General features: G+C 38.6%; 22 protein-coding genes and 1 pseudogene. 18 read left to right on the top strand and 5 right to left on the bottom strand.

Going from position 1 to position 25,117, the window contains the following annotated elements; genetic code table 11:
• Positions 1–3 precede the first annotated feature (3 nt).
• From CSV79_RS04595 to dctP, 6 genes are all read left to right on the top strand, one after another.
• Positions 4–786, top strand: coding sequence for a citryl-CoA lyase (locus CSV79_RS04595; protein ID WP_099687855.1), 783 nt, complete (start codon positions 4–6; stop codon positions 784–786).
• Positions 787–855: 69 nt separating this feature from the next.
• Positions 856–1,647 carry an IclR family transcriptional regulator gene (locus CSV79_RS04590; RefSeq protein WP_099687854.1) on the top strand — a complete coding sequence of 264 codons (792 nt, stop codon included), beginning with the start codon at positions 856–858 and terminating at the stop codon, positions 1,645–1,647.
• A gap of 22 nt (positions 1,648–1,669) precedes the next feature.
• Complete coding sequence (locus CSV79_RS04585; protein WP_099687853.1) at positions 1,670–2,443, top strand: electron transfer flavoprotein subunit beta/FixA family protein; 774 nt, start codon at positions 1,670–1,672, stop codon at positions 2,441–2,443.
• A 50-nt stretch (positions 2,444–2,493) separates the two neighbouring features.
• Positions 2,494–3,471 carry an electron transfer flavoprotein subunit alpha/FixB family protein gene (locus CSV79_RS04580; protein WP_099687852.1) on the top strand — a complete coding sequence of 326 codons (978 nt, stop codon included), beginning with the start codon at positions 2,494–2,496 and terminating at the stop codon, positions 3,469–3,471.
• A gap of 179 nt (positions 3,472–3,650) precedes the next feature.
• A complete protein-coding gene (locus CSV79_RS04575) occupies positions 3,651–5,219 on the top strand; it encodes a long-chain-fatty-acid--CoA ligase (RefSeq protein ID WP_099687851.1) in 1,569 nt (522 codons plus the stop codon).
• Between the two features lie 66 nt (positions 5,220–5,285).
• Positions 5,286–6,368: a TRAP transporter substrate-binding protein DctP gene (dctP, locus tag CSV79_RS04570; protein WP_099687850.1), complete on the top strand. Its 1,083-nt coding sequence runs from the start codon at positions 5,286–5,288 to the stop codon at positions 6,366–6,368.
• Between the two features lie 92 nt (positions 6,369–6,460).
• Here dctP and CSV79_RS17395 read toward each other — a convergent pair.
• A pseudogene (locus CSV79_RS17395) lies at positions 6,461–6,717 on the bottom strand (IS3-like element ISErh1 family transposase); the annotation flags it as partial.
• Positions 6,718–7,314: 597 nt separating this feature from the next.
• Here CSV79_RS17395 and CSV79_RS04565 point away from each other — a divergent pair.
• From CSV79_RS04565 to bluB, 8 genes are all read left to right on the top strand, one after another.
• Positions 7,315–8,883 carry a long-chain-fatty-acid--CoA ligase gene (locus CSV79_RS04565; RefSeq protein WP_099687849.1) on the top strand — a complete coding sequence of 523 codons (1,569 nt, stop codon included), beginning with the start codon at positions 7,315–7,317 and terminating at the stop codon, positions 8,881–8,883.
• Between the two features lie 73 nt (positions 8,884–8,956).
• A complete protein-coding gene (locus CSV79_RS04560; protein ID WP_158232463.1) occupies positions 8,957–9,370 on the top strand; it encodes a PaaI family thioesterase in 414 nt (137 codons plus the stop codon).
• Between the two features lie 57 nt (positions 9,371–9,427).
• Positions 9,428–11,026 carry a long-chain-fatty-acid--CoA ligase gene (locus tag CSV79_RS04555; protein ID WP_099687847.1) on the top strand — a complete coding sequence of 533 codons (1,599 nt, stop codon included), beginning with the start codon at positions 9,428–9,430 and terminating at the stop codon, positions 11,024–11,026.
• Positions 11,027–11,111: 85 nt separating this feature from the next.
• Positions 11,112–12,299, top strand: coding sequence for a lipid-transfer protein (locus CSV79_RS04550; RefSeq protein ID WP_099687846.1), 1,188 nt, complete (start codon positions 11,112–11,114; stop codon positions 12,297–12,299).
• 48 nt (positions 12,300–12,347) lie between these two features.
• Positions 12,348–12,482, top strand: a complete 135-nt coding sequence (locus CSV79_RS17260) for a hypothetical protein (RefSeq protein ID WP_255407411.1) — start codon at positions 12,348–12,350, stop codon at positions 12,480–12,482.
• A 171-nt stretch (positions 12,483–12,653) separates the two neighbouring features.
• Positions 12,654–14,345 carry an amidohydrolase gene (locus tag CSV79_RS04545; RefSeq protein WP_099687845.1) on the top strand — a complete coding sequence of 564 codons (1,692 nt, stop codon included), beginning with the start codon at positions 12,654–12,656 and terminating at the stop codon, positions 14,343–14,345.
• 187 nt (positions 14,346–14,532) lie between these two features.
• Positions 14,533–16,683 (top strand): heterodisulfide reductase-related iron-sulfur binding cluster, encoded by a 2,151-nt coding sequence (locus tag CSV79_RS04540; protein WP_099687844.1) that lies wholly within the window; start codon positions 14,533–14,535, stop codon positions 16,681–16,683.
• Positions 16,684–17,211: 528 nt separating this feature from the next.
• Entirely contained in the window at positions 17,212–17,859 is a 648-nt protein-coding gene (gene bluB, locus CSV79_RS04535) for a 5,6-dimethylbenzimidazole synthase (RefSeq protein ID WP_099687843.1), read from the top strand.
• An 86-nt stretch (positions 17,860–17,945) separates the two neighbouring features.
• On the opposite strand, the gene CSV79_RS04530 is transcribed toward bluB, so the two are convergent.
• The gene (locus CSV79_RS04530) at positions 17,946–18,242 is read right to left on the bottom strand and encodes a hypothetical protein (RefSeq protein ID WP_099687842.1); all 297 of its coding nucleotides are present in this window, start codon (positions 18,240–18,242) and stop codon (positions 17,946–17,948) included.
• A 138-nt stretch (positions 18,243–18,380) separates the two neighbouring features.
• Here CSV79_RS04530 and CSV79_RS04525 point away from each other — a divergent pair, with 138 nt between their 5' ends.
• Together CSV79_RS04525 and CSV79_RS16550 are read left to right on the top strand one after the other, a co-directional pair.
• Positions 18,381–18,794: a carboxymuconolactone decarboxylase family protein gene (locus CSV79_RS04525; RefSeq protein WP_099687841.1), complete on the top strand. Its 414-nt coding sequence runs from the start codon at positions 18,381–18,383 to the stop codon at positions 18,792–18,794.
• Positions 18,795–18,871: 77 nt separating this feature from the next.
• The gene (locus CSV79_RS16550) at positions 18,872–19,273 is read left to right on the top strand and encodes a hypothetical protein (protein WP_143560536.1); all 402 of its coding nucleotides are present in this window, start codon (positions 18,872–18,874) and stop codon (positions 19,271–19,273) included.
• Here the strand turns inward: CSV79_RS16550 and CSV79_RS04515 are convergent.
• Entirely contained in the window at positions 19,260–19,913 is a 654-nt protein-coding gene (locus CSV79_RS04515; protein WP_099687839.1) for a reverse transcriptase-like protein, read from the bottom strand. The genes CSV79_RS16550 and CSV79_RS04515 overlap by 14 nt on opposite strands.
• Positions 19,914–20,251: 338 nt before the next feature.
• Here CSV79_RS04515 and CSV79_RS04510 point away from each other — a divergent pair, with 338 nt between their 5' ends.
• Positions 20,252–21,733, top strand: coding sequence for a glycine betaine uptake BCCT transporter (locus tag CSV79_RS04510; protein ID WP_099687838.1), 1,482 nt, complete (start codon positions 20,252–20,254; stop codon positions 21,731–21,733).
• A gap of 58 nt (positions 21,734–21,791) precedes the next feature.
• Here CSV79_RS04510 and CSV79_RS04505 read toward each other — a convergent pair whose 3' ends face one another.
• Positions 21,792–22,640: a pyridoxamine kinase gene (locus CSV79_RS04505; RefSeq protein ID WP_099687837.1), complete on the bottom strand. Its 849-nt coding sequence runs from the start codon at positions 22,638–22,640 to the stop codon at positions 21,792–21,794.
• Between the two features lie 199 nt (positions 22,641–22,839).
• Between CSV79_RS04505 and CSV79_RS04500 the strand changes: the two genes are divergently transcribed.
• On the top strand, positions 22,840–23,814 hold the full coding sequence (locus tag CSV79_RS04500) for a tRNA dihydrouridine synthase (RefSeq protein ID WP_099687836.1): 975 nt from the start codon (positions 22,840–22,842) through the stop codon (positions 23,812–23,814).
• Positions 23,815–23,900: 86 nt separating this feature from the next.
• Here CSV79_RS04500 and CSV79_RS04495 read toward each other — a convergent pair whose 3' ends face one another.
• Positions 23,901–25,067: a pyridoxal phosphate-dependent aminotransferase gene (locus CSV79_RS04495; protein ID WP_099687835.1), complete on the bottom strand. Its 1,167-nt coding sequence runs from the start codon at positions 25,065–25,067 to the stop codon at positions 23,901–23,903.
• Between the last annotated feature and the right edge of the window lie 50 nt (positions 25,068–25,117).

The following is a 25,117-nucleotide window of genomic DNA, read 5'->3' as shown; positions in this document are numbered from 1 at the left end:
AAAATGAAATTTGAAACTAAGGTTGGTTATTCAGAAACGGATAAAGTGTTTGTACATGGATTTAATTTGGTTGATGATCTTATAGGAGAAATCACACTAGCGGATATGGCGTTCTTGGGTGCGAAACATAGAATACCAAATGAAAATGAATCAAAAATGTTAAATGCACTCATGGTTGCTGTTTGTGAACATGGATTTACACCTAGCTCTATCTCTACACGTTTAACTTATTTGGGTGCTCCGGAAGCAGTGCAAGCAGCTGTTGCCGCTGGACTTTTGGGAGCGGGTTCAGTTTATCTGGGGGCTATGGAACAAGTAGCAGAGATGCTGCAAGACGGGATGGAGAGAAGTGGTAATGAAAAAAGTCCTTCGGAGCTGGCAACTTGGATTTTAGATGATCGTGCGGAGAGAGGTATTCAATTACCTGGATTTGGTCATCCTATCCATCGACCAGTTGATCCAAGAACAGTGAAGTTGTTTGAACTGGCTAAGGAACTTGGTTTCTATAAAAAGAACTCCGAAACAATTAATGAAATTAGTCTGCAATTAAATGAAAGAAAAGGAAAATCTATCACGCTAAATGCAGTTGGAGCGATAGGCGCTATCATGGCAGATATGGAATTGGATTATCGCGTAATGAAATCCTTTGCTGTTGCAGCGAGAGCCGTTGGATTAGTGGCGCATATTGTAGAGGAAATCGAGGTTGGTAGAAAAGATAGCGTAGGACAAAAAATATTTGATTATATTGAAAGTAATGCGGATTATCAAGTGGCTGTAGAAAAATAATATTGAGATTCAAATCTGCATCGAGAAGATTATTCTATCTGTATAGTAATTTTGTTAAGGGGTATTCAAATGAAAAATTTAGAAAAACCAACTAGGAAGTATTCTGTCCCTGCTGTAAACACTGCGTTTAGAATAATCACATTATTAAGTAGGAAAAAGTATCAAAAGAGTACACTTACTCAAATTGCTAATGCATTAGATTTAAACCCGACGACGTGTTTTAGGATACTGCAGGAGCTACAGGGACAGTCCATCGTTAAATTCGATGAACAATCTAAACGCTATATATTAGGCCCTTACCTTGTAGTTTTGGGTGAGCGAGCAAAAGAGTTTCAATATGACTTATCTATCATTGATCCTTACCTTGAAAAAATGACTAGAAAAACAGGTTTAACTTCTCTTCTAGTCTCTAAGGTACAAAGTGACAGAACTACGATAGTGTCTAAAGTTGAGGATGAGAACTTCGGCGTTAAGATATCTGTAGGACGACATTTTGATTTATTAGATGGTGCATATGGAAAGTGTATTATGGCTTATGCTAATCAAGCGGATACAGATTATTACTTCAATACCAGTGATCGAGTGTTAAATTCTTCCCAAGAAGAGCTTAAGGCATTAAAAAATGAGCTTTTAGAAGTTAAAAAGAATGGTTATGCCATTTCATATGATGAAACGATAAGGGGGATCTTCGGTGTTGCGGCTCCCATAATGAATTTCAATGACCATGTGGACCTTTCTGTTGCGGTAGTTGGAATGTGCGCTCAATACAAAGTAGAAGAGCTACAACCAATAATAGATGTAATAACAGAGTACTCTACAGAAATAACGTATGAAATAAATAAAAGATACAAAGAAATGTAATTATGATTAACGGAGGGATAAAATGAATATTTACGTACTAGTAAAGAGAACATTTGATACGGAGGAAAGAATTGCAATTAAAGGCGGTAAAATTGCAGAAGATGGTGCAGAATTTATTATTAATCCTTATGATGAATATGCAATTGAAGAAGCGATTGCCATGCGTGATGTACATGGCGGTGAAGTGACAGTAGTCACAATTGGTGGTGAGGATTCAGAAAAACAACTTCGTACAGCGTTGGCCATGGGTGCGGACAAAGCGGTGCTCATCAACACTGAAGATGATTTGGATGAGTCAGATGAATTTACAGCTGCAAAAATTATCGCAGAATACTTGAAAGATAAAGACGCAGACTTAATTTTAGCAGGTAACGTAGCAATTGACGGTGGCTCTGGACAAGTTGGACCCCGTGTTGCAGAATTGTTGAACATTAACTATGTGACAACGATTACAAAACTTGAAATCGAAGGAACGGCTGTTAAAATTGTGCGCGATGTTGAAGGGGATTCAGAGATGATTGAAACAACTCTTCCACTTCTTGTCACCGCACAACAAGGATTGAATGAACCGCGTTACCCATCGCTACCAGGAATTATGAAAGCGAAAAAGAAGCCGCTTGAGGAATTGGAACTGGATGATTTAGATCTTGAAGAAGATGATGTGGAAGCGAAGACAGAAACAATTGAAATTTTTCTACCTGCAGCTAAAGCAGCTGGCCGTGTACTTGAAGGCGAGATTGCTGATCAAGTATCTGAGCTCGCAAGCCTTTTAAGAAATGAAGCAAAAGTAATTTAATAGAATAAGAAGTAATCAAAATGGATTACTCTTTACTGGAGGGACTATAGATGACGAAAAAAGTGTTAGTACTTGGAGAAGTGCGAGAAGGTGCACTACGTAATGTTTCATTTGAAGTAATAGCGGCAGCTAAAAAGATTTCCGGTGGTGGAGAAGTAGTTGCGGTTCTTCTTGGTGAGAGTGTGCAATCATTCACAGAAGAAATGATTCACTACGGTGCGGACCGTGTAGTAACGATCGAACATGCTAATTTAAAACAATATACTTCAGATGGATTTTCACAAGGATTCATGGCAGTTTATGAACAAGAAAGTCCTGAAGCAATTGTTTTTGGACATACGGCATTGGGGAAGGATTTATCTCCTAAGATTGCTAGTAAACTTGCGAGTGGACTCATTTCAGATGTAACTTCAATTGAAGGGGAAGGCGATGAGGCAGTCTTCATTCGCCCAATTTATTCAGGTAAAGCATTTGAAAAAGTAAGAAATAAAAATGGTTTATTATTCGTAACTATTCGCCCAAATAATATTGCGCCACTAGAACACGACAGTAGCCGTTCAGGTGAAGTATCCTCTATTGATGTGGACGTAACCAACTTGCGTACAATTATTGCTGACGTCGTTCGTAAAACAACAGAAGGTGTTGATTTGTCCGAAGCAAAAGTCGTTGTAGCAGGTGGGCGTGGTGTGAAAAGTGCAGAAGGTTTCAATCCCCTAAAAGAACTAGCTGATCTACTGGGCGGTGCAGTGGGTGCATCCCGCGGAGCTTGTGATGCTGACTACTGTGACTACTCATTACAAATTGGACAAACAGGTAAAGTAATTACACCTGATTTATATATCGGTGTAGGTATTTCTGGGGCTATTCAACATATGGCAGGTATGTCGAACTCGAAAATTATTGTAGCAATTAATAAAGATCCGGAAGCTGAGATTTTTAAAGTAGCGGACTATGGTATCGTTGGAGATTTGTTTGAAGTTGTTCCAATGATGATTGAAGAATTTCAAAAAGCAAAAGTCGGCGTGTGAAAATTAAGGACTGATTGTTTATGGTCTGTATAAACAAAGCCGTCTATGTCGATCTCTCCAAAAATCGCATAGACGGCTTTCTTTATGTCCTATTGTATGACGTTAGATAGAGTTATGCAGGTGGCTAACTTAACATTGCGATTTAGGATAATAATTCGTTAAAAGAAAGGAAGAATATAATGATTATTACAAAAGCTTTAATATATAATGCGAAAAACATTCCAGAGCGATTGGCTATTTTGGATGAGGGATATAGTTTCACTTACGGTGAATTAGCAAGTAGAACAGCGAAGTTAAAAGAGGCATTAAAAGATTTAGGTATTAAAAAGGGAGATAAAGTGGGGATCTTTTTATTGAACACTTTTCGATACGTAGAACTCTTTTATGCTATTACAGCTATTGGGGCAATCGCTGTACCGTTAAATACGCGGCTTTCGAGACGAGAGTTAGAGTATATCGTGAAAGACTCTGAAATGGAATGCTTGTTTTTTCATTCGGAGTATTTGCAACATATTCCATCTCTTGAAAAGGCGGCAAAGAGTAATCTGAAGTCTATATTTGTTTCAGATGTGAATGAGCAATCCGAGTATACGCATTATGAGGAACTAATTAAAAACCGGAGTATCACAGAATTAACATATGATGATATCAGTGAAGATGATATCGCTTGTATTTTTTATACAGGGGGTACGACAGGTCCTGCTGTCGGAGTGATGTTGTCACATCGTAATCAAGTGAGCAATTTCTATCACACGACTACAAAGTTTAATTATAACGAATGGAGTAATTATTTGCATGCAGCTCCGATGTTTCATTTAGCCGATTTCGGAAAAACGATTGGCGTTACATGGGGGGGCGGAACGCATAGTTTCATAAAAACATTTACAGTAAAAGGATTCTTAGAAGTAGTCCAGACTTTTAAGCCAACCGTCATCTCGCTTGTCCCGACAATGATTAATATGGTGATGAATGATCCAGACTTTAAAAATTATGATGTGAGTAGTATTAAAAAAATAAATTATGGTTCTTCCGCGATGTCTCCCGATTTATTTAAAAGAGTGATGAATGCATTTCCTGATGTAGAGTTTTATCAGTCCTATGGCATGACAGAGGCATCTCCAGTATTAACGATGTTAGAACCTGAAGATCATCTGGTGAGTGAGGATAAAAAGGCACAAAAGCGATTATCATCAGTCGGCAAAAGTGTACCGGGTGTTGAAGTACGTGTTGTAGATGATACGGGTAACGATGTTGCACCAGGAGAAGTAGGAGAAGTAATCGCGCGTGGACCAAATATCATGAAAGGGTATTGGAACTCACCGGAGAAAACCAAAAATACGATTATTGACGGTTGGTACCATTCTGGCGATATGGCTCTTATAGATGAAGATCACTATATATATATCGTAGATCGTAAAAAAGATATGATTATTACTGGTGGAGAAAATGTCTATTCGATTGAAGTAGAAAATGTGTTAACTAGTCATCCATCTGTGTTGGAAGCAGCTGTTATTGGAATACCTGATTCAAAGTGGGGCGAAGCAATCAAAGCGGTCATTGTTGTTAGAGATACACATGAATTGACTGAATCAGAGATTATAGAATTTAGTAAGTCACTACTAGCCAATTATAAAGTTCCTAAATCAGTAGACTTTGTGGAGGCGCTGCCGAAAAGTGGTGCCGGGAAAATCCTGAAAAGAGAACTGCGTGAGAAATATTGGGAGAATTATAAATTGAACGTTAACTAATGATAAAAGAGATTTAGTAGTTAGGGAATAAATAAAGAAAGCAAAACTTACAAAAGGGGTTAAGAAATGAAGAAAAGTTTTATAGTGGTTCCATTATTCATTTTAGTTATGATGGTTATATCGGCTTGTGGAGTATCGAATGAAGGAACAAAAGTAAAAGCTGGAATAAAAGAAGGTGACTCCTCACAAACGATTAAGTTGAAATTTGCGGTATCACAACCTGAAACTCATACTTTGTTCGAGTGGGCCTATACTCCATTTATGGAAAGGGTTACAGAATTAACGGATGGACAAGTTGAATTTGAATTTTACCCTTCTGAACAAATGGGAAAGTCCGCTGATTTATACGATTTGACAAGTAGTGGTGTAGCAGATATTAGTTTTATTGTCTCTACTTATACACCGAGTATGATGCCTATAACAAGTGGTCTTCTAGGAATGCCTGGTTTATATTCAAGTGCTTATGAAGGGACAATGGCCTTACATGCACTCAACAAGAAAAGTCCTATTTTGGAAGCCGACTTTTTAAATAATGGTGTTAGGCCATTAATGAGTCATGCTCTTCCACCAAATGAATTTTGGACGAAAGGAAAAGAAATTTCAGTTCCAAAGGATTTAAAAGGAATGAAAGTCAGATCAAATGGAGAAATAATTAACCAGGCAGTTTTAGCTCTTGATGCTTCGCCAATTAATCTTACTGCAGCGGAGATGTATGAAGGGTTTGATCGAGGTGTATTTGATGGGCTACTTCTGAATGCATTGTCAATGAATGACTATGGATTCAATGAATTAGTACAGTTTGGTACAGTAGGTGTTGACTTTGGTGGACTTGCTGCTGGTTTGATTATTAATGAAAAAGTATATCAAGAGTTACCTGAAGATATACAAAAAGTACTTGTACAAGTTGGTGATGAGGTTTCGGAAAGTTACGCCAAGAAATTTGATGAAATAAATGATACCGTCAAAAAAGAATTGGTGGACACAGGCATTACTTTGTATGAATTAACTGAAGAGGAACAATTACAGTGGAATGATTTCTATGGCAAAGTAGAAAACAATTGGCTGAAAGGAAAAACAGGTTTTGATTTCGAAGCGATATTAGCTACTTTTAAAGAAGAAGTAGAAAACGTACGCAATCTGGAGCAATAAAAAATGTGTGTCAGTAAAAAAAGGCAGTGATAAATTGAATCTTTTATTTGTTTATAAAGATTGTTTACTTTTTATTTGAAAATAATCATATACTAACATTCACTTTTAAAAAGTTGGGTGAGTATTTTAATTATTGTCGACTGGCTGTTTAGTTTCGTTTGAATTCGGATCTTGTTATAACAGATAAAGTATTCATCGATAATTTGTATTACACGCGCATTTGTTGTGCGATAGATTTCGCCGGCGTAAAACTTTCGGACGATAGCAAGGATTGAAACGTTTCAATTGGGGAATTATCAGTGGGCGTGCCTTTACGGAACAAGCTCATGGTAATTCCTTTCCTTTTGACTATTTCTTAATAGGTATAAGATCACTTATGCAGAATACGGCCTTCCGTTAACTGAACGGCTACTTTTGGTACGGCTTCCTTTCCGCTGGAGAACGTACTTTCGTTCCCATAGAAAAAACACCTCCACATTGATTTCATAAGGTTCTATACCCTTTATTTCAATGCAAGGTGTTTTTATTTTATCTAATTTCTCTAGGTCTGTGCCGGGCTTTAAAGGCGTGCTTTTATTTCGGGTTTATCTAAGCGCGGTACAATAATAGGATTTCTGGCAGTTTATAAATGTCTAGTTGTAACAACTCGAGAAATTACATTGAATAGCGACTTGGGATGCGTTCAGACTACTCTATGTATTCCGATTATTGTATTGACAAAATTCTTTTTACGTGTAAAATTATAAACAACAATAATTGAGTGAATATTGAAAACTTCAATAAAATTAACGATTATTTTTTCACATATAAAATAATTTAATATTGAGTATCGTGAAATTGGAAATAACATTATATATATACCTGTTAAGTTTTAAATCATGTATTACAGCTGGGGGTAAATGTCAGTGGATCTTACGGAATCTTATGAAAAGAAAGGGAGGATATAATGATTATCACAAAAGCGTTAATGTACAATGCGAGAAATATTCCAGAGAAACTGGCTGTTTTGGATGAGGGATATAGCTGTACATATGGTGAATTGGCTAGTAGAACAGCAAAGTTAAAAGAGGCATTAAAAGGCTCGGGTATTAAAAAGGGAGATAAAGTCGGTATCTTGCTTTTAAATACCTATAGATACGTGGAGCTGATTTATGCAATTACTGCTATAGGGGCAATTGCTGTACCATTAAATACAAGGCTTTCAAGACGAGAGCTAGAGTACATAGTTAAAGATTCTGAAATGATAAGCTTGTTTTTCCATTCTGAATATCTACACCATATTCCTGATCTTGAAAAGGCGGCAAAGGGTCATCTGGAATCTATCGTTGTTTCAGATGCAAACGAAGAGTTTGGTTATACAAATTATGAGGAGTTTATTGCAAACGAAAGTATAGCAGAGCTAACATACGATGACCTCTGTGAAGATGATATAGCATGTATTTTTTATACAGGGGGTACGACGGGACCTGCCGTGGGTGTTATGTTATCGCATCGTAATCAAGTGAGTAATTTTTATCATACAACTACAAAATTTAACTATAACGAGTGGAGTAATTACTTGCATGCCGGTCCGATGTTTCATTTAGCGGATTGTGGAAAAACGATTGGCGTTACTTGGGGCGGTGGAACGCACAGTTTTTTGAAAACGTTTACAGTGGAAGGGTTCTTGGAAGCTGTCCAGACGTATAGGCCAACCGTCATCTCGCTCGTTCCAACAATGATTAATATGGTAATGAATGATCCGAACTTTAAAAATTATGATGTGAATAGTATTAAGAAAATAAATTATGGATCTTCAGCAATGTCTAGTGATTTATTTAAAAGAGTTACGTCTGCATTTCCTGATGTAGAGTTTTATCAGTCCTATGGCATGACAGAGGCATCACCGGTGTTAACGATTTTGGAACCCGAAGATCATATTATTAGCGAAGATAAAAAAGCGCAAAAGCGTTTATTATCAGTCGGTAAAGCTATACCGGGTGTTGAGGTTCGAGTTGTAGATAATGAGGGGGTCGACGTAGCAGTTGGGGAAATTGGAGAAGTAATCGCTCGTGGTCCCAATATAATGAAGGGTTATTGGAAATCGCCTGAGAAAACTGCGAATACTATTATTAACGGTTGGTACCATTCAGGAGATATGGCTCTTAAGGATGAAGATCACTATATTTATATCGTAGATCGTAAGAAAGATATGATTATTACAGGTGGCGAAAATGTCTATTCTATCGAGGTAGAAAATGTGTTATCTAATCACCCATCTGTGCTGGAAGCAGCTGTTATTGGAATACCTGATTCAAAGTGGGGCGAAGCAATCAAAGCGATTATCGTTGTTAGAGATACACATGAATTGACTGAATCAGAGATTATAGAATTTAGTAAGTCCCTACTAGCCAATTACAAAGTTCCTAAATCAGTATACTTTATGGAGGAGCTGCCAAAAAACGGTGCCGGGAAAATCCTGAAAAGAGAACTGCGTGAGAAGTATTGGAAGAACTATGAATTGAATGTTAACTAATGATAAAAGAGATTTTATACCATTTTCTTGTAAATCTATACACAATCGTTATGTCAAATAAGGAGGAAAGATGATGAGTACTTTAATGCAACTCAATGAAGTAAAAGAGGAATTTATACAAAGTCCTTATGTACAACATTTAGGAATTCAGATAACTAAATTTGAAGAGGGTGATGTACAGGCTAAATTAGCGGTTCATAAAAGTTTGCTAAATTTCAGTGAAACTGTTAATGGAGGTGTAATTGCCTCTGTGCTCGATATTATCCAGAGTATGCAACTTCGTTCAGTTATTAAAAAAAGGTGTCTAACAGTCAATTTAAATATAAACTATATTGCGCCAATTATGACAGAAACAATATATGCGGAAGCAACGATAACTTCGAAAACCTATAATACGGCCTTTATGGAAGGCGTTATAAAAGATGCAAACGGAAATATTATATCTACAGCTACAGGTGTATTTAAGATCTTACATGAAAAGAATTAGTCTGACTTATTATATGCTAGGTTAATTTAATCAATTAACGTAAAGGGGACAAGTGTTATGGAGAAGGTATGGTATGAGATATACTCGGATGATGTACCAAGAGAGTTGAAGTTACCGGAAATGACCATTTATGAAATGTTAGAAAAGTCCGCAAAAGAATTTCCAATGCACAAAGCGTTTATTTTTAACGATATTCATCTGTCTTATATTGATTTGAAAAATAGGTGTAATAGATTAGCTGCAGCCTTATACAATAAAGGTTTTAGAAAAGGTGATCGCATTGCGGTGATGTTGCCAAATCGTATGGAGTATATAGTTGCCTATTTTGCGATACAACGACTTGGCTGTATTATGGTTCAGGTCAATGTAATGTATCAAGCTTCAGAATTACATCCGATTCTGAGTGATTCGCAAGCTTCAGGTATGATTTGTGAGGCTGTGCAAAAAGAAAAGATTGAAGCGTTAGGACTAGGCGATCAGTTAGTTTGGATCATTGTTGACAACGAACAAACGCAAGAAAATAACTATAATCGCTTACTGGAAGAAAAACATGACCCACTACCTGACATAGAAATTAATGCTAAAGAAGATGTTGCGGTATTACAATATACTGGTGGCACCACTGGTAAATCTAAGGGAGCTATGTTGACGCATTATAATATTGTTTGTAATGCCTATCAAAATATCGTGTTTAACTGTTTGGAAAGAAATAAGGAAATAATTCTTGGGAACTCACCGTTGTTCCATATAATGGGCTTGAGTTATATAAATATAACCGTGTTTTCTGCGGGTACATTTATTATCGTTGAAAGATTTAAAGTAGAAAAGGTATTGGAATTAATAAAAGAGCATCATCCAACGATCTTTGTAGGTGCTCCTACTATGTACGTAGGTTTATTACAATATGAAAACCTAACGAGAGATGACTTGAAGAGCTTAAGAATCTGTTCTTGCGGAACATCTCCATTACCGAATGAAGTGATTAGTAAATTTGAAGAACTATCGGGAACAAAAATTATTGAAGGCTATGGCTTAACCGAGGCTATCGTTACACATAGAAATCCTGTTTCTGATAAGCGGAAAGCTGGAAGTGTAGGAGTTCCACTGCCTAACACAGATTGTAAAATCGTAGATGCTGAAACCGGCATGGAAGAGGTTGAAGTCGGTCAATCAGGTGAAGTTCTGATCAAAGGGCCCCAAGTAATGAAAGGTTATTGGAACAATCAAGTAGAAACGAGTCTGACAATTCGTGATGGTTGGTTATACACAGGTGATATTGGATACATGGATGAAGATGGACGTTTTTATATAGTAGGTCGAAAAAAAGAACTAATCATTGCGAGTGGATATAATATATATCCAATGGAGGTGGAGGAAGTTCTGTATGAACACCCGGCAATAATGGAGGTTTGTGTTTATGGTATTCCTGATTCATATAGAGGAGAAACTGTAAAAGCAACTATTGTTTTAAAGAAAGGTATGACTTGCACTGAAGAGGAACTGAAAGAATGGTGTTCTGATAAATTAGCGACTTATAAAGTTCCGAGGTTTTATGATTTTAGAGATGAATTGCCAAAAACTGCAGTCGGGAAAATCTTAAGACGTAAATTGGTTGAAGAGAGTAGTGAAAAAGATAAGGAATCAAGTCTACATTAATAACTGCGTAATCATATAAGTGCATTAAATGTTTGTTTAGCAGGGAGAGATTTCATGACTATACAGTGGAAAAGGGGAATATTTTATGAAAAGAAAAATTAAAGTAATTGGTGTAGATATGGTTAAGTTTGTTAAGCCGGGTATGCAAGAGCCTTATGAAATTATGGCTTCAAAAGCAATACGTGGTGCAATAAAGGACGCTGGTATTAATTTTAACGAAATTGAAAGTGCTTTTGCTAGTTATAGTTATGGGGATAGCACATCTGGACAAACTGCTTTGTATAAAGTTGGAATGACAGGTATACCCGTCTTTAATGTTAATAATAACTGCTCATCTGGATCAACTGCATTATATTTAGCACGACAAGCGGTAGAAAACGGAGTTGTTGAATGCGCACTAGCCTTTGGTTTCGAAGAGATGCAGCCAGGGGCTCTTGGAACTGTTTATGGAGAAAAAACATCACCCATTCAATCGTTTGAGGATCGATTAGACGTTCTATATCCGGGACTTTCACCGGATGCACCTCGTGCTGCCAAATTATTTGGTTCAGGAGGAAACGAGTATATAGAAAAGTATGGTGCGAATCCCGATATATTTGCTAAAGTGGCTGTGAAAACACGTAGCCATGCAATTCACAATCCGTATTCCATGTTTGATAAGCCTTTGACTGTCGAAGAAGTACAAAATTCACCAATGATTTTCGAACCATATTTGACTAGATATTGTGCATGTCCGCCGTCATGCGGTGCGGCAGCTGTAATTGTTTGTAGCGAGGAGTTTGCTAACAAGCATGGACATAAGGACGCTGTGGAAATTATTGCACAAGCAATGGCTACAGATAATGAAACTACATTTAATACCGGGGCTATGAATTTAGTTGGTCAAGATATGACACGAAGAGCAGCTAATGCAGTTTATGAGCAAGCAGGAATTGGTGTAGAAGAAGTTGATGTTGTTGAACTTCATGATTGCTTTACGCCGAATGAAGTCATCACATATGAAGGTTTAGGTTTATGCGGTGAAGGTGAAGCGGAAGCTTTCATCAATAATAAAGATAATACGTACGGTGGAAAATATGTAGTCAATCCATCAGGGGGATTAATGTCTAAAGGACATCCGATTGGGGCTACAGGCTTGGCGCAGTGTACTGAACTGGTTTGGCATTTGCGCGGAACTGCCGGTGAACGTCAAGTGGATAATGCAAGAGTCGCTTTACAACATAACTTAGGTCTTGGCGGGGCTGTAGTAGTAACTATGTATCGTAAACCTTGATCATGTGGTTGTATAGTAATCGCACAACTACAAACGGGTGAAATACAAATGGTTCATCCTGCAACAGAAATGATTACTATTGGAGAAAGTGCTATGAAAGCAATTTCAAAAAGCATGGTAGTAGGGGAACCTAAAGGATTAGGAATGTTTTATGATGTGCATGAACCGAATATAGAACAATAGAAATATGTCAATACATGCTTGTAGTTTAGTAACTTTATTACGTGGTGTCAATAAAATAGATGGTTTAGGAGAAGTGTTTAAATAACGTATTTCCAAGTTAGAGTGTAACTCCAGTTCAAAATCATTTCAGTAATCTAAAGGTTGTCTAGAAATTAAAGGGGGGATATTCTAATGGAAAGGTCTGATTTGTTAATAATCAATGCAAATATATTAACACTCGATAATAAGAACTCAAAAGCTGGATCTCTTTCTATAGTAGATGGAAAAGTAAGTGGGATTTGGGACGAATCAATTCCCCCTAGCGAAATAATACATTCTATTGAAAATGAAAAGATTATAGATTTACAGGGTGCTACATTAATACCTGGATTTATAGACACACATAATCACATTTTAGTTTATGCACAAAACTTAAAACGTGTTAACTGTAGCTCTTCTCAAAACAAAAATATTAATGATATTTTATCTAGAATTTCAGAAGAAATAGATAAAAAATCCCATGGGGAATGGGTTAGAGGATATGGGTATGATGATACTTTGTTGGAGGAACAGCGACATCCAACAAGGGAAGAACTCGATACGATTTCGCCTAACAATCCTGTGTATATTACACATATTTCTGGACATATAGCTGTAGTGAATTCACTTGCATTAAAGATGGCTGGCATTACTAAAGACGTATTAGACTCTAAAGGTGGTTTGTTTGGCCGCTTTCCTAATGGTGAGTTAAATGGAGTGTTGTACGAGAAGCCTGCTATGAAACCGATACTAGATATCATACCGCCATTTACAGAAAATGAATTAATTTCAATGTTGGGGGAAGCTGCACAAGATTATTTAGCTCAAGGTATTACTACTAATACTGATGCTGGACTTGGAATCTATGATGGTGCAAGTGAATATGAAGTACATCTTAAAGCGTTTGAAAATGGTTCCAATCCATTAAAAACACGGTTAATGTTTATGCATACATTATTGGGAAAAGGTGGAGTATATGAAGGCTGGTCTGCATCTGAACTCGACGAAATGATTAGCAATCGCACGAATGGACATATGCGTTTGGATAGCGCAAAACTTTTCCAAGACGGATCGATACAGGGTTTAACAGGGGCTTTAAGACAACCGTATTATTGTGATAATGATGTAAAAGGAGCCCTTTTCCATGAACAGCACTTATTTAATGAAGAACTAGTAGATTTGCATAAAAGAGGTTTTAGAATTGCTATTCATGGAAATGGAGATCGTGCAATAGGGTCAATATTAGAATCCTATGACTTTATTTTAAATCAGGAGCCGCGTGATAATCACCGACATAGAATCGAACATGTTCAAACGGCTACAATAGAGGATTTAGATGAAATGGAACGTTTAAATGTTGCTGGCTCATTCTTTATTAATCACGTTTATTATTGGGGAGATAGACATTATCGTTTATTTTTAGGGCCTGAACGTGCGAAAAGAATCAATCCCTTAGCGGACGCAGTAAAACGAGATTTATTGTTTACAATACATTCTGACTGCCCGATAACTCCGATTTCACCATTATTTTCAGTTTGGGCGGCTGTTAATCGAATTACAAAAGAAGGTAAAGTCTTAGGGGAAGATCAACAAATAGATGTTGTAACAGCTTTAAAGTCTATGACAATCTATGGGGCGAAACTAAATTTTGATGAAGAGAATACGGGAAGTATAGAAGTAGGGAAATTTGCAGATTTTGCTGTATTAGATCAAGATCCTACCCGAATTGATCCGATGAAAATTAAAGACATATCAGTAATCTCTACATTTATTAACGGTAAGAATGTTTATAAAAAAGAGGCAGTTGAATTCATTAATTCGGGTGGATTAAAGCATAGTAACTGAGATTTTAAGCATGTAATTTATATATTTAAGTAGATAATCAATGATATAACTTGTTGACAACAAGTTATATCATTTTGATCAATAACCAAAAAGTAAATTTGTGTGTTATTAGATATAATTTGAATTAAACAGGAGGATGACATACTATTACTCATCGTTTAAATAGATAGGATAAGGAGAGAGGACAATGGGTTCGTTATTAATCGCCAACTGGATTTTATTCATTGGGATTACTTTGTATGCACTTGCGTTATTTACGTATTTAATTAAGACTCGAACTCAATTTATTCTATTGGGTAGAAAAGAAGAGTTTGACCATAACATTAAGGAACGTCTTCAAAAAATTTGGACATATGTATTTGGACAAAAGAAATTATTAAAAGATAAAAAAAGTGGCATGATTCATGTTTTGTTCTTTTATGGATTTTTACTTGTGCAGTTTGGCGCAATAGATCTTATTTGGAAAGGTCTAAAGCCAGGGTCTCATCTTCCGTTAGGCTCGATATATAACGGTTTTACATTCTTTCAGGAAATTGTCGTATTTTTAATTCTAGTAGCAGTAATTTGGGCGTTTCACCGTCGATATATTGAAAAACTTGTTAGGCTTAAAAGAGGATGGAAATCGGGACTTGTTCTAATATTCATTGGTGGACTCATGCTTTCGACGATCATGGCGAATGGCATGAATATGATTTGGCAAGGAAATCCCGCAACGTTGACAGAACCAATGGCATCGCTTGTCGCTACTATTTTTGGATTTATGTCTCCAACTGCAGCAGCGGTTGTGTTCTTTGTTAACTGGTGGATTCATTTACTTATTTTATTGACGTTCCTAGTTTATGTTCCGCAATCAAAACATGCTCACTTGATTGCTGGACCAGTAAATACTTATTTCCATCGACTTGATCATGCGGGTAGACTAAAGCCAATTGATTTTGAAGCGATGGAGAATGCAGAAAGTGAACAAGATATGCCTGCGTTGGGTGTAGGGAAAATTACAGATTTCACCCAATTACAAATGATTGACTTTTACGCTTGTGTAGAGTGTGGACGCTGTACGAATATGTGTCCTGCGTCAGGTACAGGAAAAATGTTATCACCAATGGACTTGATAACTAAGTTACGTGATAACTTAACTAATACAGGTGCTTTAATGACGAAGCAAAAACCTTGGGTACCTACATTTGCATTTAATAATTCAGAAGCTAATAATATTGCTATCGCTGCAGGTTTGGAAGGGGCTATGTTAGATGACGTCTATAACCCTTCCCTAATTGGCGATGTAATTACTGAGGAAGAAATTTGGGCATGTACAACTTGTAGAAATTGTGAAGATCAGTGTCCGGTTATGAATGAGCATGTTGACAAAATAATCGACCTTCGCCGTCATCTTGTAATGACAGAAGGGAAAATGAACCCTGATGCAAAACGTGCGATGACAAACATAGAACGTCAAGGAAATCCTTGGGGCCTTAACCGTAAAGAAAAGGAAAAGTGGAGAGAGGCACGTCCAGATCTTCATGTTCCAACGGTGAAGGAATTGAGTAAAACAGGTGAAGAATTTGATTACCTATTATGGGTTGGTTCAATGGGTGCTTTCGATAACCGAGCACAAAAGATTATGGAATCATTTGTACATCTTATGAACGAAGCAAACATCAAATTCGCAATCCTAGGAAATAAAGAAAAGAACTCTGGTGATACACCTAGACGATTAGGGAACGAATTTTTATTCCAAGAGTTAGCTGAAGCGAATATTAAGGAATTCGAGAAGGCTGGTGTTTCTAAAATCGTCACCGTTGATCCACATGCATACAATATCTTTAAAAATGAATATCCTGATTTTGGGTTCGAAGCAGAAGTAATTCATCATACAGAAATGCTTTATGAACTTGTTCAAAATGGGATCTTAAAACCAGTTCATGCAATCAATGAAACGATAACATTCCACGATTCATGTTACTTGGGACGTTATAATGATGTTTATGACCCGCCGCGTGAAATCCTGAAAGCCATTCCGGGTGTAAATCTGGTTGAGATGAAGCGAAACCGAGAAAGTGGGATGTGCTGTGGAGCAGGTGGAGGGATGATGTGGATGGAGGAAGATACTGGGCAACGTGTAAATGTGGCGAGAACGGAGCAAGCACTTGAAGTGAGTCCTGGAATCATCTCTTCTGGTTGTCCTTATTGTTTAACGATGTTGTCTGATGGAACAAAGGCTATCGAAGTTGAAGATTCAGTAGGAACATATGATATAGCTGAGTTACTGGAAAGGTCTGTTTTTGGAGAAGCTCTGGAAACTAAAGTGATTAAACAAGAAGAATTGGTAATGCAATAATTAGTAATTTGGGATTTATGTTATCAATCTTTAAAGCACAATAAACTGCTTTGTTCTGAGGGTCAGAACGAAGCAGTTTATTTAATTTGAGCTGTGTAGTGAAAGAGAGAATGGCAGATTTTTATCGGATTTGTTATGGTAGGTCTAGTTAGTATGTATGTACTATAATTATTGGCATTATTTTAGATTGATTATAAATGGCGAGGTACTCTGGGGGGCAGAGAGTAAGAACAGCTGAGAAACAATACTATAATTGCCAAAACTATTTTTCTCAAAAGATCTAACTCATAGAATACAGTTATTTATACATAATTTTATTGGAACTCCGATAGTATGGTGATACAACCTCATCAAGTATAATGAAAAACAGCAAAAATAGACGCTCAAGAATCGATTACACTATTATGAATGACAGCATAGTAGATTTACCAAAAATAATTGATAGAGTCTTTAGACATTACGCCTTTTGTATAAACCTATTATAATAAACGTTAGGCTATCTATAAACTAACAGAGGAGAGATATTTAATGTTTTCAAATGAAGAAAAAGATGCAATCTATAAAGTTATTTACAATAGAAGAGATGTGCGGAGTTTTTTGCCGACTCCAATTCCTCAAGAAGCGATACATAACATATTGAATGCCGCACATCAGGCACCTTCAGTCGGTTTTATGCAACCTTGGAATTTTATCATTGTTTCATCAGATGAGACAAAAGAAAAATTAGCTTGGGCAGCGGATAAAGAAAGACGTGCGTTGGCTATTCACTATGAAGACGAAGAGGAAAAAGAGACGAAATTCCTCAGCTTGAAAGTAGAAGGGTTGAAGGAAGCGCCAATTACTATTTGCGTAACATGCGATCCAACGCGTGGCGGTTCGCATGTGTTAGGGCGCAACTCCATCCCGGAAACGGATGCACTATCAACTGCTTGTGCAATTCAAAATATGTGGTTGGCAGCATGCGCAGAAGGATTGGCAATGGGGTGGGTAAGTTTTTATAAAAAGAATGATGTTCGAGATATCTTGGAAATACCGCCACATGTTGAACCGATTGCCCTTTTGTCTATTGGTTACACGAAGAGTTATCCAACGGCTCCTATTTTGGAGACTGCCAATTGGGAGAAAAGACGAACATTGGACGACCTGATTTTTACAGATAAATGGGGTAGTGAATAAGGATAGAATCATAAAACAGTACCTGTTCGGGAAGCAAGCGTGGATGGTTAAACAAAAATGAAAGGCTCGTAAACAGGTACTCTTAATTATGCTTTAAGATGCTCCATCTCATCAGCTACAACAAACGCCAAATCAATATTCCCAAAAAGCTGCAGTACATCCAGCATAGTTTCATTATCAATCTGCAGTTCCTCAAATCCGTCATCATCTTCAATGACTTTCTTCAACGCGGCATTAGCCGATTGCTCAGGGTATGCTTTTTGATACAAAACGTGTGGATCTAGTTTATGATTCGCACACCATTTCACAAACAGGCGGATCATCAGTGTTTCGTCTTCTTTATATTTCTTGATAACTTGTTGATCAATATCTTTATAATCCAAAACATAAACCTCCATTGTTTATCATTTTCTTAAAGTATAAACGATAAAACAACTTTCAGGAAATTAACGCAGTTGTCCCGTTTACAGAAAAGTTTGTTACAATGAATGACGAGTGATATTATCAGGGAGGTTTTTGAAATGGCAGAAGATCGTTATCAGCGAGGTTTGGAGAAATTGATGGAACTTACGTTGTCAGGTGAAGACAATCCAGCAGGTGAGATGGAGATTGGAGAAAGCTTCAAGGACGTTGCGCCGGATTTAACTAGATTTGTCGTAGAATTTGCTTTTGGCGACATTTATTCTCGTCCGGGACTCGACAATAAGCAAAAGGTTCTCACTACGATTACGGCTCTTGTGGCACAAGGAAAGCCGCAAATTCAGATGCATATTAAGACAGGGCTCGACGTTGGTTTGACGCCCGATGAAATCATCGGATGCATTATGCATTTGATTCCGTATACAGGATTCCCGAGCGTGTTGAATGCGTTAGGAGTAGCACAAAAAGTATTTGCGGAACGTGGCGTATCTGTTACAAAAACAGACGATAAGTAATTGTTCTATTTTTACTAAAAGTAATGTATAAAAGGGTTCTAATCAACTATTTTCAAGTTGATTAGAACCTTTTTCCGTTGCCCGCGCTCATAGACTTGTTCCCCGCGCTCATAGTCTTCGGTCTCGCGCTCATAGACTACGTGCCCACGCTCATAGACCTCGCCCCCGCGCTCATAGACTACGTCCCCGCGCTCATAGTCTTCGGTCTCGCGCTCATAGACCCCGTCCCCGCGCTCATAGACCTCGCCCTCGCGCTCATAGACCCCGTCCCTGCGCTCATAGACCATGTCCCCACGCTCATAGGCCATGTCCCCGCGCTCATAGACCATGTCCCCGCGCTCATAGACTACGTCCCCGCGCTCATAGACCACGTCCCCGCGCTCATAGACCTCGCCCCCGCGCTCATAGACCACGTCCTCGCGCTCATAGACCTCGCCCCCGCGCTCATAGACCATGTCCCCACGCTCATCTTTCAATAGTCGCCATAATTTCTATCCCCGCGATTGCTTGTGTAGCAAGTCTGTCCGCTTCGCCATTCGATTTTCTGGAAATGAGCTCATATTGCGGTAGCAATCCAAGCGCGTCCATCTTTGCTTCAATCTTATTAGCCCATCTGTATAAATCTTCTTCAATAGCGGGCCACTCTTCGTTTAAATGATTGATGACAACTCGTGAGTCACCAACAATCCGAATAGGTAAGTGGTGGACGCCAAGATTCTCCAGCTCCTGCAAACAAAAATGCAACGCAGCATACTCTGCTTCGTTATTCGAGGTTAATCCAAGTTCAAATGCATTTTTGCGTAGTCTATACGATTTTCCGCTTTGATCGTAATAGATAACGCAACCGAGGCCTGCTGTTTTCTGTTCCCAATCGAAGCCACCATCAAAATAGACAGTGATATTATGAGCTTCTGTCTCGATTCCTTTTAAGTAGCCTTTCAATTCCTTTATTGTCCATGAACTGTCATGCTGATCAACGAAAAGAATTTGCTTTACACGTCCGGTCTTTTCTATATCCTCGGCAACTAAAACAGCTTCTTTCGCAGGCATTTCTTCAGATTGAAATACCGCGATCCTTCCCTTTGATGATCTATATGTCCATTCGATTACAACCTGCATAGTAATTCCTCCTATATTTATTATAATATCCCGAATGTAAGATTTTACACGTAGGTAACGTATTCTATTATCAAATCACTGAAGCGATAAAGTTCTAAAAAACCTTAGGTAAAAGGTCATTATTAATTTATATAGCTTAAGCGAAATTCGACAAGTATTTTTATCTTGACGTCACCTCAGTGTAGGCCTAGTCTATATTTGTTCTATTTTATGAAAAAGTAAAGCGTGATTCTTCGTGCACTTTACTGTTTTCTTTCTTTTGCCTTCTATTAAAAGAATGAGTATAGTATATAGTCGTTCATAAAACGAACAAGTAACCTCAATTCGAAAGGAGAAATATGAGAAAAATATCAAATGTTTTTTACATTACGATCGCATTAATCGTCATTACTGTGGGCTACGGGGTGTTCGCGTCTGAAAGTTTTGAGGCCGTTTCACTAAACGTCAAGAATTTTGTTGCATCTTCTTTTGGATGGTATTACTTACTTTTGCTTTCAGTACTTTTATTAATTAGTATCTTCCTGATCTTTAGCCCGTATGGCAAGATCCGCCTCGGTAAGGATACCGATCGACCTGCATTTTCCACAGTTACGTGGATTGCGATGTTGTTTTCAGCGGGGATGGGTATTGGGCTTGTGTTCTATGGGGCAGCTGAACCGCTGTCGCATTATATTAATCCTGCAACGAAGGAACCAAACACGGATGCTGCCTTTAAAGAAGCGATGCGTGAATCGTTCTTCCACTGGGGTCTTCATGTGTGGGCGATGTATGGTATTGTCGCATTGTCACTTGCTTATTTCCAATTCCGTAAAGATGCGCCGGGGTTAATTTCAGCAACATTGAAACCGATTTTCGGCAAGAAAATGGATGGTCCATGGGGAATATTCGTAGACGTTCTTGCTGTGTTTGCAACTGCATTTGGTGTTGCAACAACTCTCGGTTTCGGTGCTGTTCAAATTAACGCAGGTCTAAATTATTTATTCGGAATCGAAATTGGGACGTTCTCACAATTTGTCATTATTGCGATTGTTACGGTTCTATTCATCATGTCAGCTTGGACGGGGCTTAGTAAGGGGATTAAATATTTATCTAATACTAACCTAGTTCTTGCAGTAGTGTTGCTTGTCTTTATTGTGATTTTAGGACCGACGCTGTTAATTATGAATGTATTCACGGATTCTATTGGTGGCTACTTGGGTAATCTGGTTTATATGAGCTTTGGTACAGCGCCACTTAATGAGAATAATCAGCAATGGTTGTTCGACTGGACGATCTTCTACTGGGCTTGGTGGATCTCGTGGGCACCATTCGTCAGTATGTTCATCGCTCGTGTCTCAAAAGGACGGACGATTCGCGAATTCATGGTTGGTGTGCTTCTCGCACCTACATTACTATGTGCCTTCTGGTTTTCTGCGTTCGGTACAACAGCAATCGACATGCAGCGTAGTGGGATTGTGGATATTGCAAGTTCTTCTACAGAACTTGTCATCTTCGAAATGTTCCATGAGATGCCTTGGTCGTTCATCATTTCAATCATCGCGATTCTGTTAATTTCTTCGTTCTTCGTGACGAGTGCCGACTCTGCCACATTCGTACTTGGTATGCAGTCAACATATGGTTCACTAACGCCGCCAACAAGCGTAAAAATAATTTGGGGTGTTATTCAATCGTCTATGGCTCTGATCTTACTGTCTGTTGGTGGTATGAGTGCTTTACAAAATACAATTATTATTGCCGCCTTACCGTTTTCGTTTGTCATGCTACTAATGGTCATTTCTTTGATGAAATCTTTGAAGAGTGAACAACGTAGAGTTAGATAGCCTTTACTTTTGGCTTAATATAAGTAAAAGGTACCGGGGATCCGGTACCTTTTAATCTTTACAACAACATACGTAAAAACTTCTCAAAGTTAACCCCCGCTATGGTAGGTATGTCTTCTAAGTGAGTGTCCTGTATAGCAGCAGTCAAAAAAGTTTCTGCTAGCTGGATTGCCTGGGTAAGAGTTTCGCCGCGCATAAGACTTCCCATCATGACCGATGCAAATAAATCACCCGTGCCAGAGTAACTTCTGCCGTTATACGGAATAGAGCTATAGATGGAATGTTTACTGTCGATGTACATATTGCCAATTGATTGTGTATTCGTCGGTCCGGTTGGCGGATTAATTCCTGTGATGATGATCTGTGCACCGGTCTCTTGCGCTAGTTGTAGTCCGGTTTCTTCTATTTTCTTTAAAAAGTCTTTTTCATCTACATATCGATTGAGGGAGCTATAGGATAATCCGGTCAGAAGGCAACACTCGGTCAAGTTTGGTGTTACGATATTTGCACGCTTGACCAAAACTTTCATATACGCGAGTAGTTCTTCATCAAAGTTTGTATACGCATTTCCAGTATCGCCCATTACAGGATCTACAAGCAACGTAGTATCTTCTTTATGGAATATGTCTAGGAAATTAAGGATATGGCTAATTTGGTCTTTCCCGGTTATAAAGCCTGTGTGTATCCCTTCGAAATGTTCGTGTAAGTTATGCCATTCTTTTATGAACATCGGCATATTAGCCGTTAGGTCTTCACAGAAAAAACTGGGGTATTCTGTTTGTGCAGAAAGAATAGCTGTTGGTAATGGGCATGCTTGCACACCCATTACGGAAAGCACGGGAATGGCAGCCGTCAATGAGCACTTACCAAATGATGATAGATCCTGTATAACAGCAACTTTTTTCATAATATCCTCCATCGTAGAAAAATTTGACTCTATCATACCATAGAAAATCAAATACTAAGAGCTGTATTAATTCAACATTGTTTCAACACTTCATGCCAAAGATAGTGGAATATGCTGACGTTTTTTGTATAATGGTATGACTGGCATCCGTATCACGTACGCACGATGCAAGTTATGATGAGAGGATTTGAAAACAACAATGAGTAATAACTTTTGGCGTGATTTACCACGGCCATTTTTCATATTAGCACCAATGGAGGACGTAACAGATGTTGTCTTTCGCCATGTAGTGAGCGAAGCTGCGCGTCCAGATGTATTTTTCACGGAGTTTACGAATACAGAAAGTTTTTGTCATCCAGAGGGGATCTTTAGTGTACGCGGACGTTTAGCGTTTACAGAAGACGAACAGCCGATTGTTGCACATATTTGGGGAGATAAGCCTGACCATTTCCGAGATATGAGTATTGGGATGGCAGAGCTAGGGTTTAAAGGATTGGATATTAATATGGGATGCCCCGTGCCAAACGTAGCGGCAAAAGGCAAGGGCAGTGGTTTGATTAATCACCCAGAAACGGCAGCCGCAATTATACAAGCAGCAAAGGCTGGAGGATTACCTGTCAGCTTGAAGACGCGTCTCGGCTATACGGATGTGGATGAGTGGCGTGGCTGGCTGAGACATGTATTGGAGCAGGACATCGCCAATTTGTCGATTCATTTGCGCACCCGGAAGGAAATGAGCAATGGGGAAGCGCATTGGGAACTAATCCCGGAGATTAAGAAGCTTCGTGATGAAGTAGCACCTGATACACTGTTGACGATCAACGGAGATATTGAAGATCGTCAAATGGGATTAGAGCTTGTTGAAAAGTATGGTGTAGATGGCGTCATGATCGGACGAGGGATCTTCGCGAATCCATACGCATTTGAAACGGAGAAAAAAGAGCATAGCAGTGAAGAGTTGCTTGATTTATTGCGTCTTCATCTTGATCTTTTCGATAAATATTCAACAGAACTTGAACCGCGTCTTTTCAAACCACTCCGTCGCTTTTTCAAGATTTATGTAAAAGGGTTCCGGGGAGCAGCTGAATTGCGAAATGAATTGATGAGTACCAATACAACTGATGAAGTACGTGCGTTGCTCGACGACTTGAAATCTACTCAAGGATTGTTATAGAAGTTTCCAGAATATCACACCGAATAAGCCTCCGTTTCAATTCCAAAGACAATGGAATGAAAGGGAGGCTTAGTACATATAACGTTTTATTTAAACAATCCGAGCTTTTCAATGCGACGAACTGCTTCTTGTAGGCGTTCTTCACTTTCGAGTAAACCGACGCGGATATAACCTTCACCGTACATGCCGAAACCATTTCCTGCTGATACGGCGACATCTGCTTTATCTAATAATAAATTAGCGAAGGTTTCGCTTGTGAATCCTTCAGGAACAGGAAGCCATGCGAAAAATGAACCGGTAGGCGCTGTTACGTTCCAACCGATGCGTTCACATTCTGTCAGCAATACAGTGAGACGTTTTTGATAGAGCGCAATTAACTCGTCGACGCATTGTTGCGGACCTGTCAACGCTTCAATGGCTGCGCGCTGAACTGCTGGGAAGATGCTTGTGAATAAGTGGTCTTGTAATATATTTAACGCTTCTATTATTTCGGAGTTTCCGACAGCAAAGCCGACACGCCATCCCGCCATATTATACATTTTAGAAAGAGACAACATCTCGATGCCGACATCTTTGGCGCCTTCTGTCTGTAAAAAGCTAATCGGCTTCTTACCTTCAAAGCCAATGCCCCCATACGCAAAATCCTGTAAGACAGCAATATTATGTTCTTTAGCAAAAGCGACGGTCTTTTCATAAAAGTCTGGTGTTGCTGTGACGCCTGTTGGATTGCTTGGATAATTTAAATACATCAGTTTTGCATCTTTTTTCTGATCTTCCGGCAATGCGTCATAATCGGGGAAAAATCCGTTTTCCTTTAGCAAAGGCATAGTCTCAAAACGTATATCTGCTAGGCTGATTCCTGATAAGTAATCCGGATATCCCGGGTCAGGCAACAGTAGTAATTCGCCTTCATTCATAATCGCTAGCGGTAGCTCTACGACGCCAATCTTTGTACCGCCAAGCACGGCAACTTCTGTTTCGGGATCAACGGTGACACCATATTCGCGCAGGTAATATTCCGCAACTGCTTGTCTTAATTCAAGTGTCCCTCTGAAAGGAGAGTAGCCGTGAGTCGCGGGATCTTCTACTGCTTCCTGCAATGCTTTAATAATATGCGGAGGTGTCGGCTGATCAGGATTCCCTCGACCTAAATTAATAACATCTCTACCATCTGCCATTGCTTTTTCTATTTTTTTTAATAGTAAAGTAAAGAAATGTGGAGGTAGCTTTTGTAACCGGTTGGATAGTGCCATGAATTATTCCTTCTCTCTTTAAAGTAATGATTGCGTTAAGTATATATAGA

The organism is Sporosarcina sp. P13 (assembly GCF_002743055.1).
In the GTDB taxonomy this organism is placed as follows: domain Bacteria; phylum Bacillota; class Bacilli; order Bacillales_A; family Planococcaceae; genus Sporosarcina.
The sequence above is the reverse complement of the archived record's forward strand: the minus strand, read 5'-3'. Positions and strand labels throughout refer to the sequence as shown.

Excerpts from the sequence above, each read along its gene's own strand:
- CSV79_RS04515 (WP_099687839.1), bottom strand. The coding sequence starts at position 19,913 with ATGCAGGTTGTAATCGAATGGACATATAGATCATCAAAGGGAAGGATC.
- CSV79_RS17260 (WP_255407411.1), top strand. The coding sequence starts at position 12,348 with ATGGTTCATCCTGCAACAGAAATGATTACTATTGGAGAAAGTGCTATG.
- CSV79_RS04585 (WP_099687853.1), top strand. The coding sequence starts at position 1,670 with ATGAATATTTACGTACTAGTAAAGAGAACATTTGATACGGAGGAAAGA.
- CSV79_RS04500 (WP_099687836.1), top strand. The coding sequence starts at position 22,840 with ATGAGTAATAACTTTTGGCGTGATTTACCACGGCCATTTTTCATATTA.
- CSV79_RS04495 (WP_099687835.1), bottom strand. The coding sequence starts at position 25,067 with ATGGCACTATCCAACCGGTTACAAAAGCTACCTCCACATTTCTTTACT.
- CSV79_RS04580 (WP_099687852.1), top strand. The coding sequence starts at position 2,494 with ATGACGAAAAAAGTGTTAGTACTTGGAGAAGTGCGAGAAGGTGCACTA.
- dctP (WP_099687850.1), top strand. The coding sequence starts at position 5,286 with ATGAAGAAAAGTTTTATAGTGGTTCCATTATTCATTTTAGTTATGATG.
- CSV79_RS04525 (WP_099687841.1), top strand. The coding sequence starts at position 18,381 with ATGGCAGAAGATCGTTATCAGCGAGGTTTGGAGAAATTGATGGAACTT.
- CSV79_RS04510 (WP_099687838.1), top strand. The coding sequence starts at position 20,252 with ATGAGAAAAATATCAAATGTTTTTTACATTACGATCGCATTAATCGTC.
- CSV79_RS04550 (WP_099687846.1), top strand. The coding sequence starts at position 11,112 with ATGAAAAGAAAAATTAAAGTAATTGGTGTAGATATGGTTAAGTTTGTT.
- CSV79_RS04540 (WP_099687844.1), top strand. The coding sequence starts at position 14,533 with ATGGGTTCGTTATTAATCGCCAACTGGATTTTATTCATTGGGATTACT.
- CSV79_RS04565 (WP_099687849.1), top strand. The coding sequence starts at position 7,315 with ATGATTATCACAAAAGCGTTAATGTACAATGCGAGAAATATTCCAGAG.
- CSV79_RS04545 (WP_099687845.1), top strand. The coding sequence starts at position 12,654 with ATGGAAAGGTCTGATTTGTTAATAATCAATGCAAATATATTAACACTC.
- CSV79_RS04560 (WP_158232463.1), top strand. The coding sequence starts at position 8,957 with ATGAGTACTTTAATGCAACTCAATGAAGTAAAAGAGGAATTTATACAA.
- CSV79_RS04505 (WP_099687837.1), bottom strand. The coding sequence starts at position 22,640 with ATGAAAAAAGTTGCTGTTATACAGGATCTATCATCATTTGGTAAGTGC.
- CSV79_RS04555 (WP_099687847.1), top strand. The coding sequence starts at position 9,428 with ATGGAGAAGGTATGGTATGAGATATACTCGGATGATGTACCAAGAGAG.
- CSV79_RS04595 (WP_099687855.1), top strand. The coding sequence starts at position 4 with ATGAAATTTGAAACTAAGGTTGGTTATTCAGAAACGGATAAAGTGTTT.
- CSV79_RS04590 (WP_099687854.1), top strand. The coding sequence starts at position 856 with ATGAAAAATTTAGAAAAACCAACTAGGAAGTATTCTGTCCCTGCTGTA.
- bluB (WP_099687843.1), top strand. The coding sequence starts at position 17,212 with ATGTTTTCAAATGAAGAAAAAGATGCAATCTATAAAGTTATTTACAAT.
- CSV79_RS04575 (WP_099687851.1), top strand. The coding sequence starts at position 3,651 with ATGATTATTACAAAAGCTTTAATATATAATGCGAAAAACATTCCAGAG.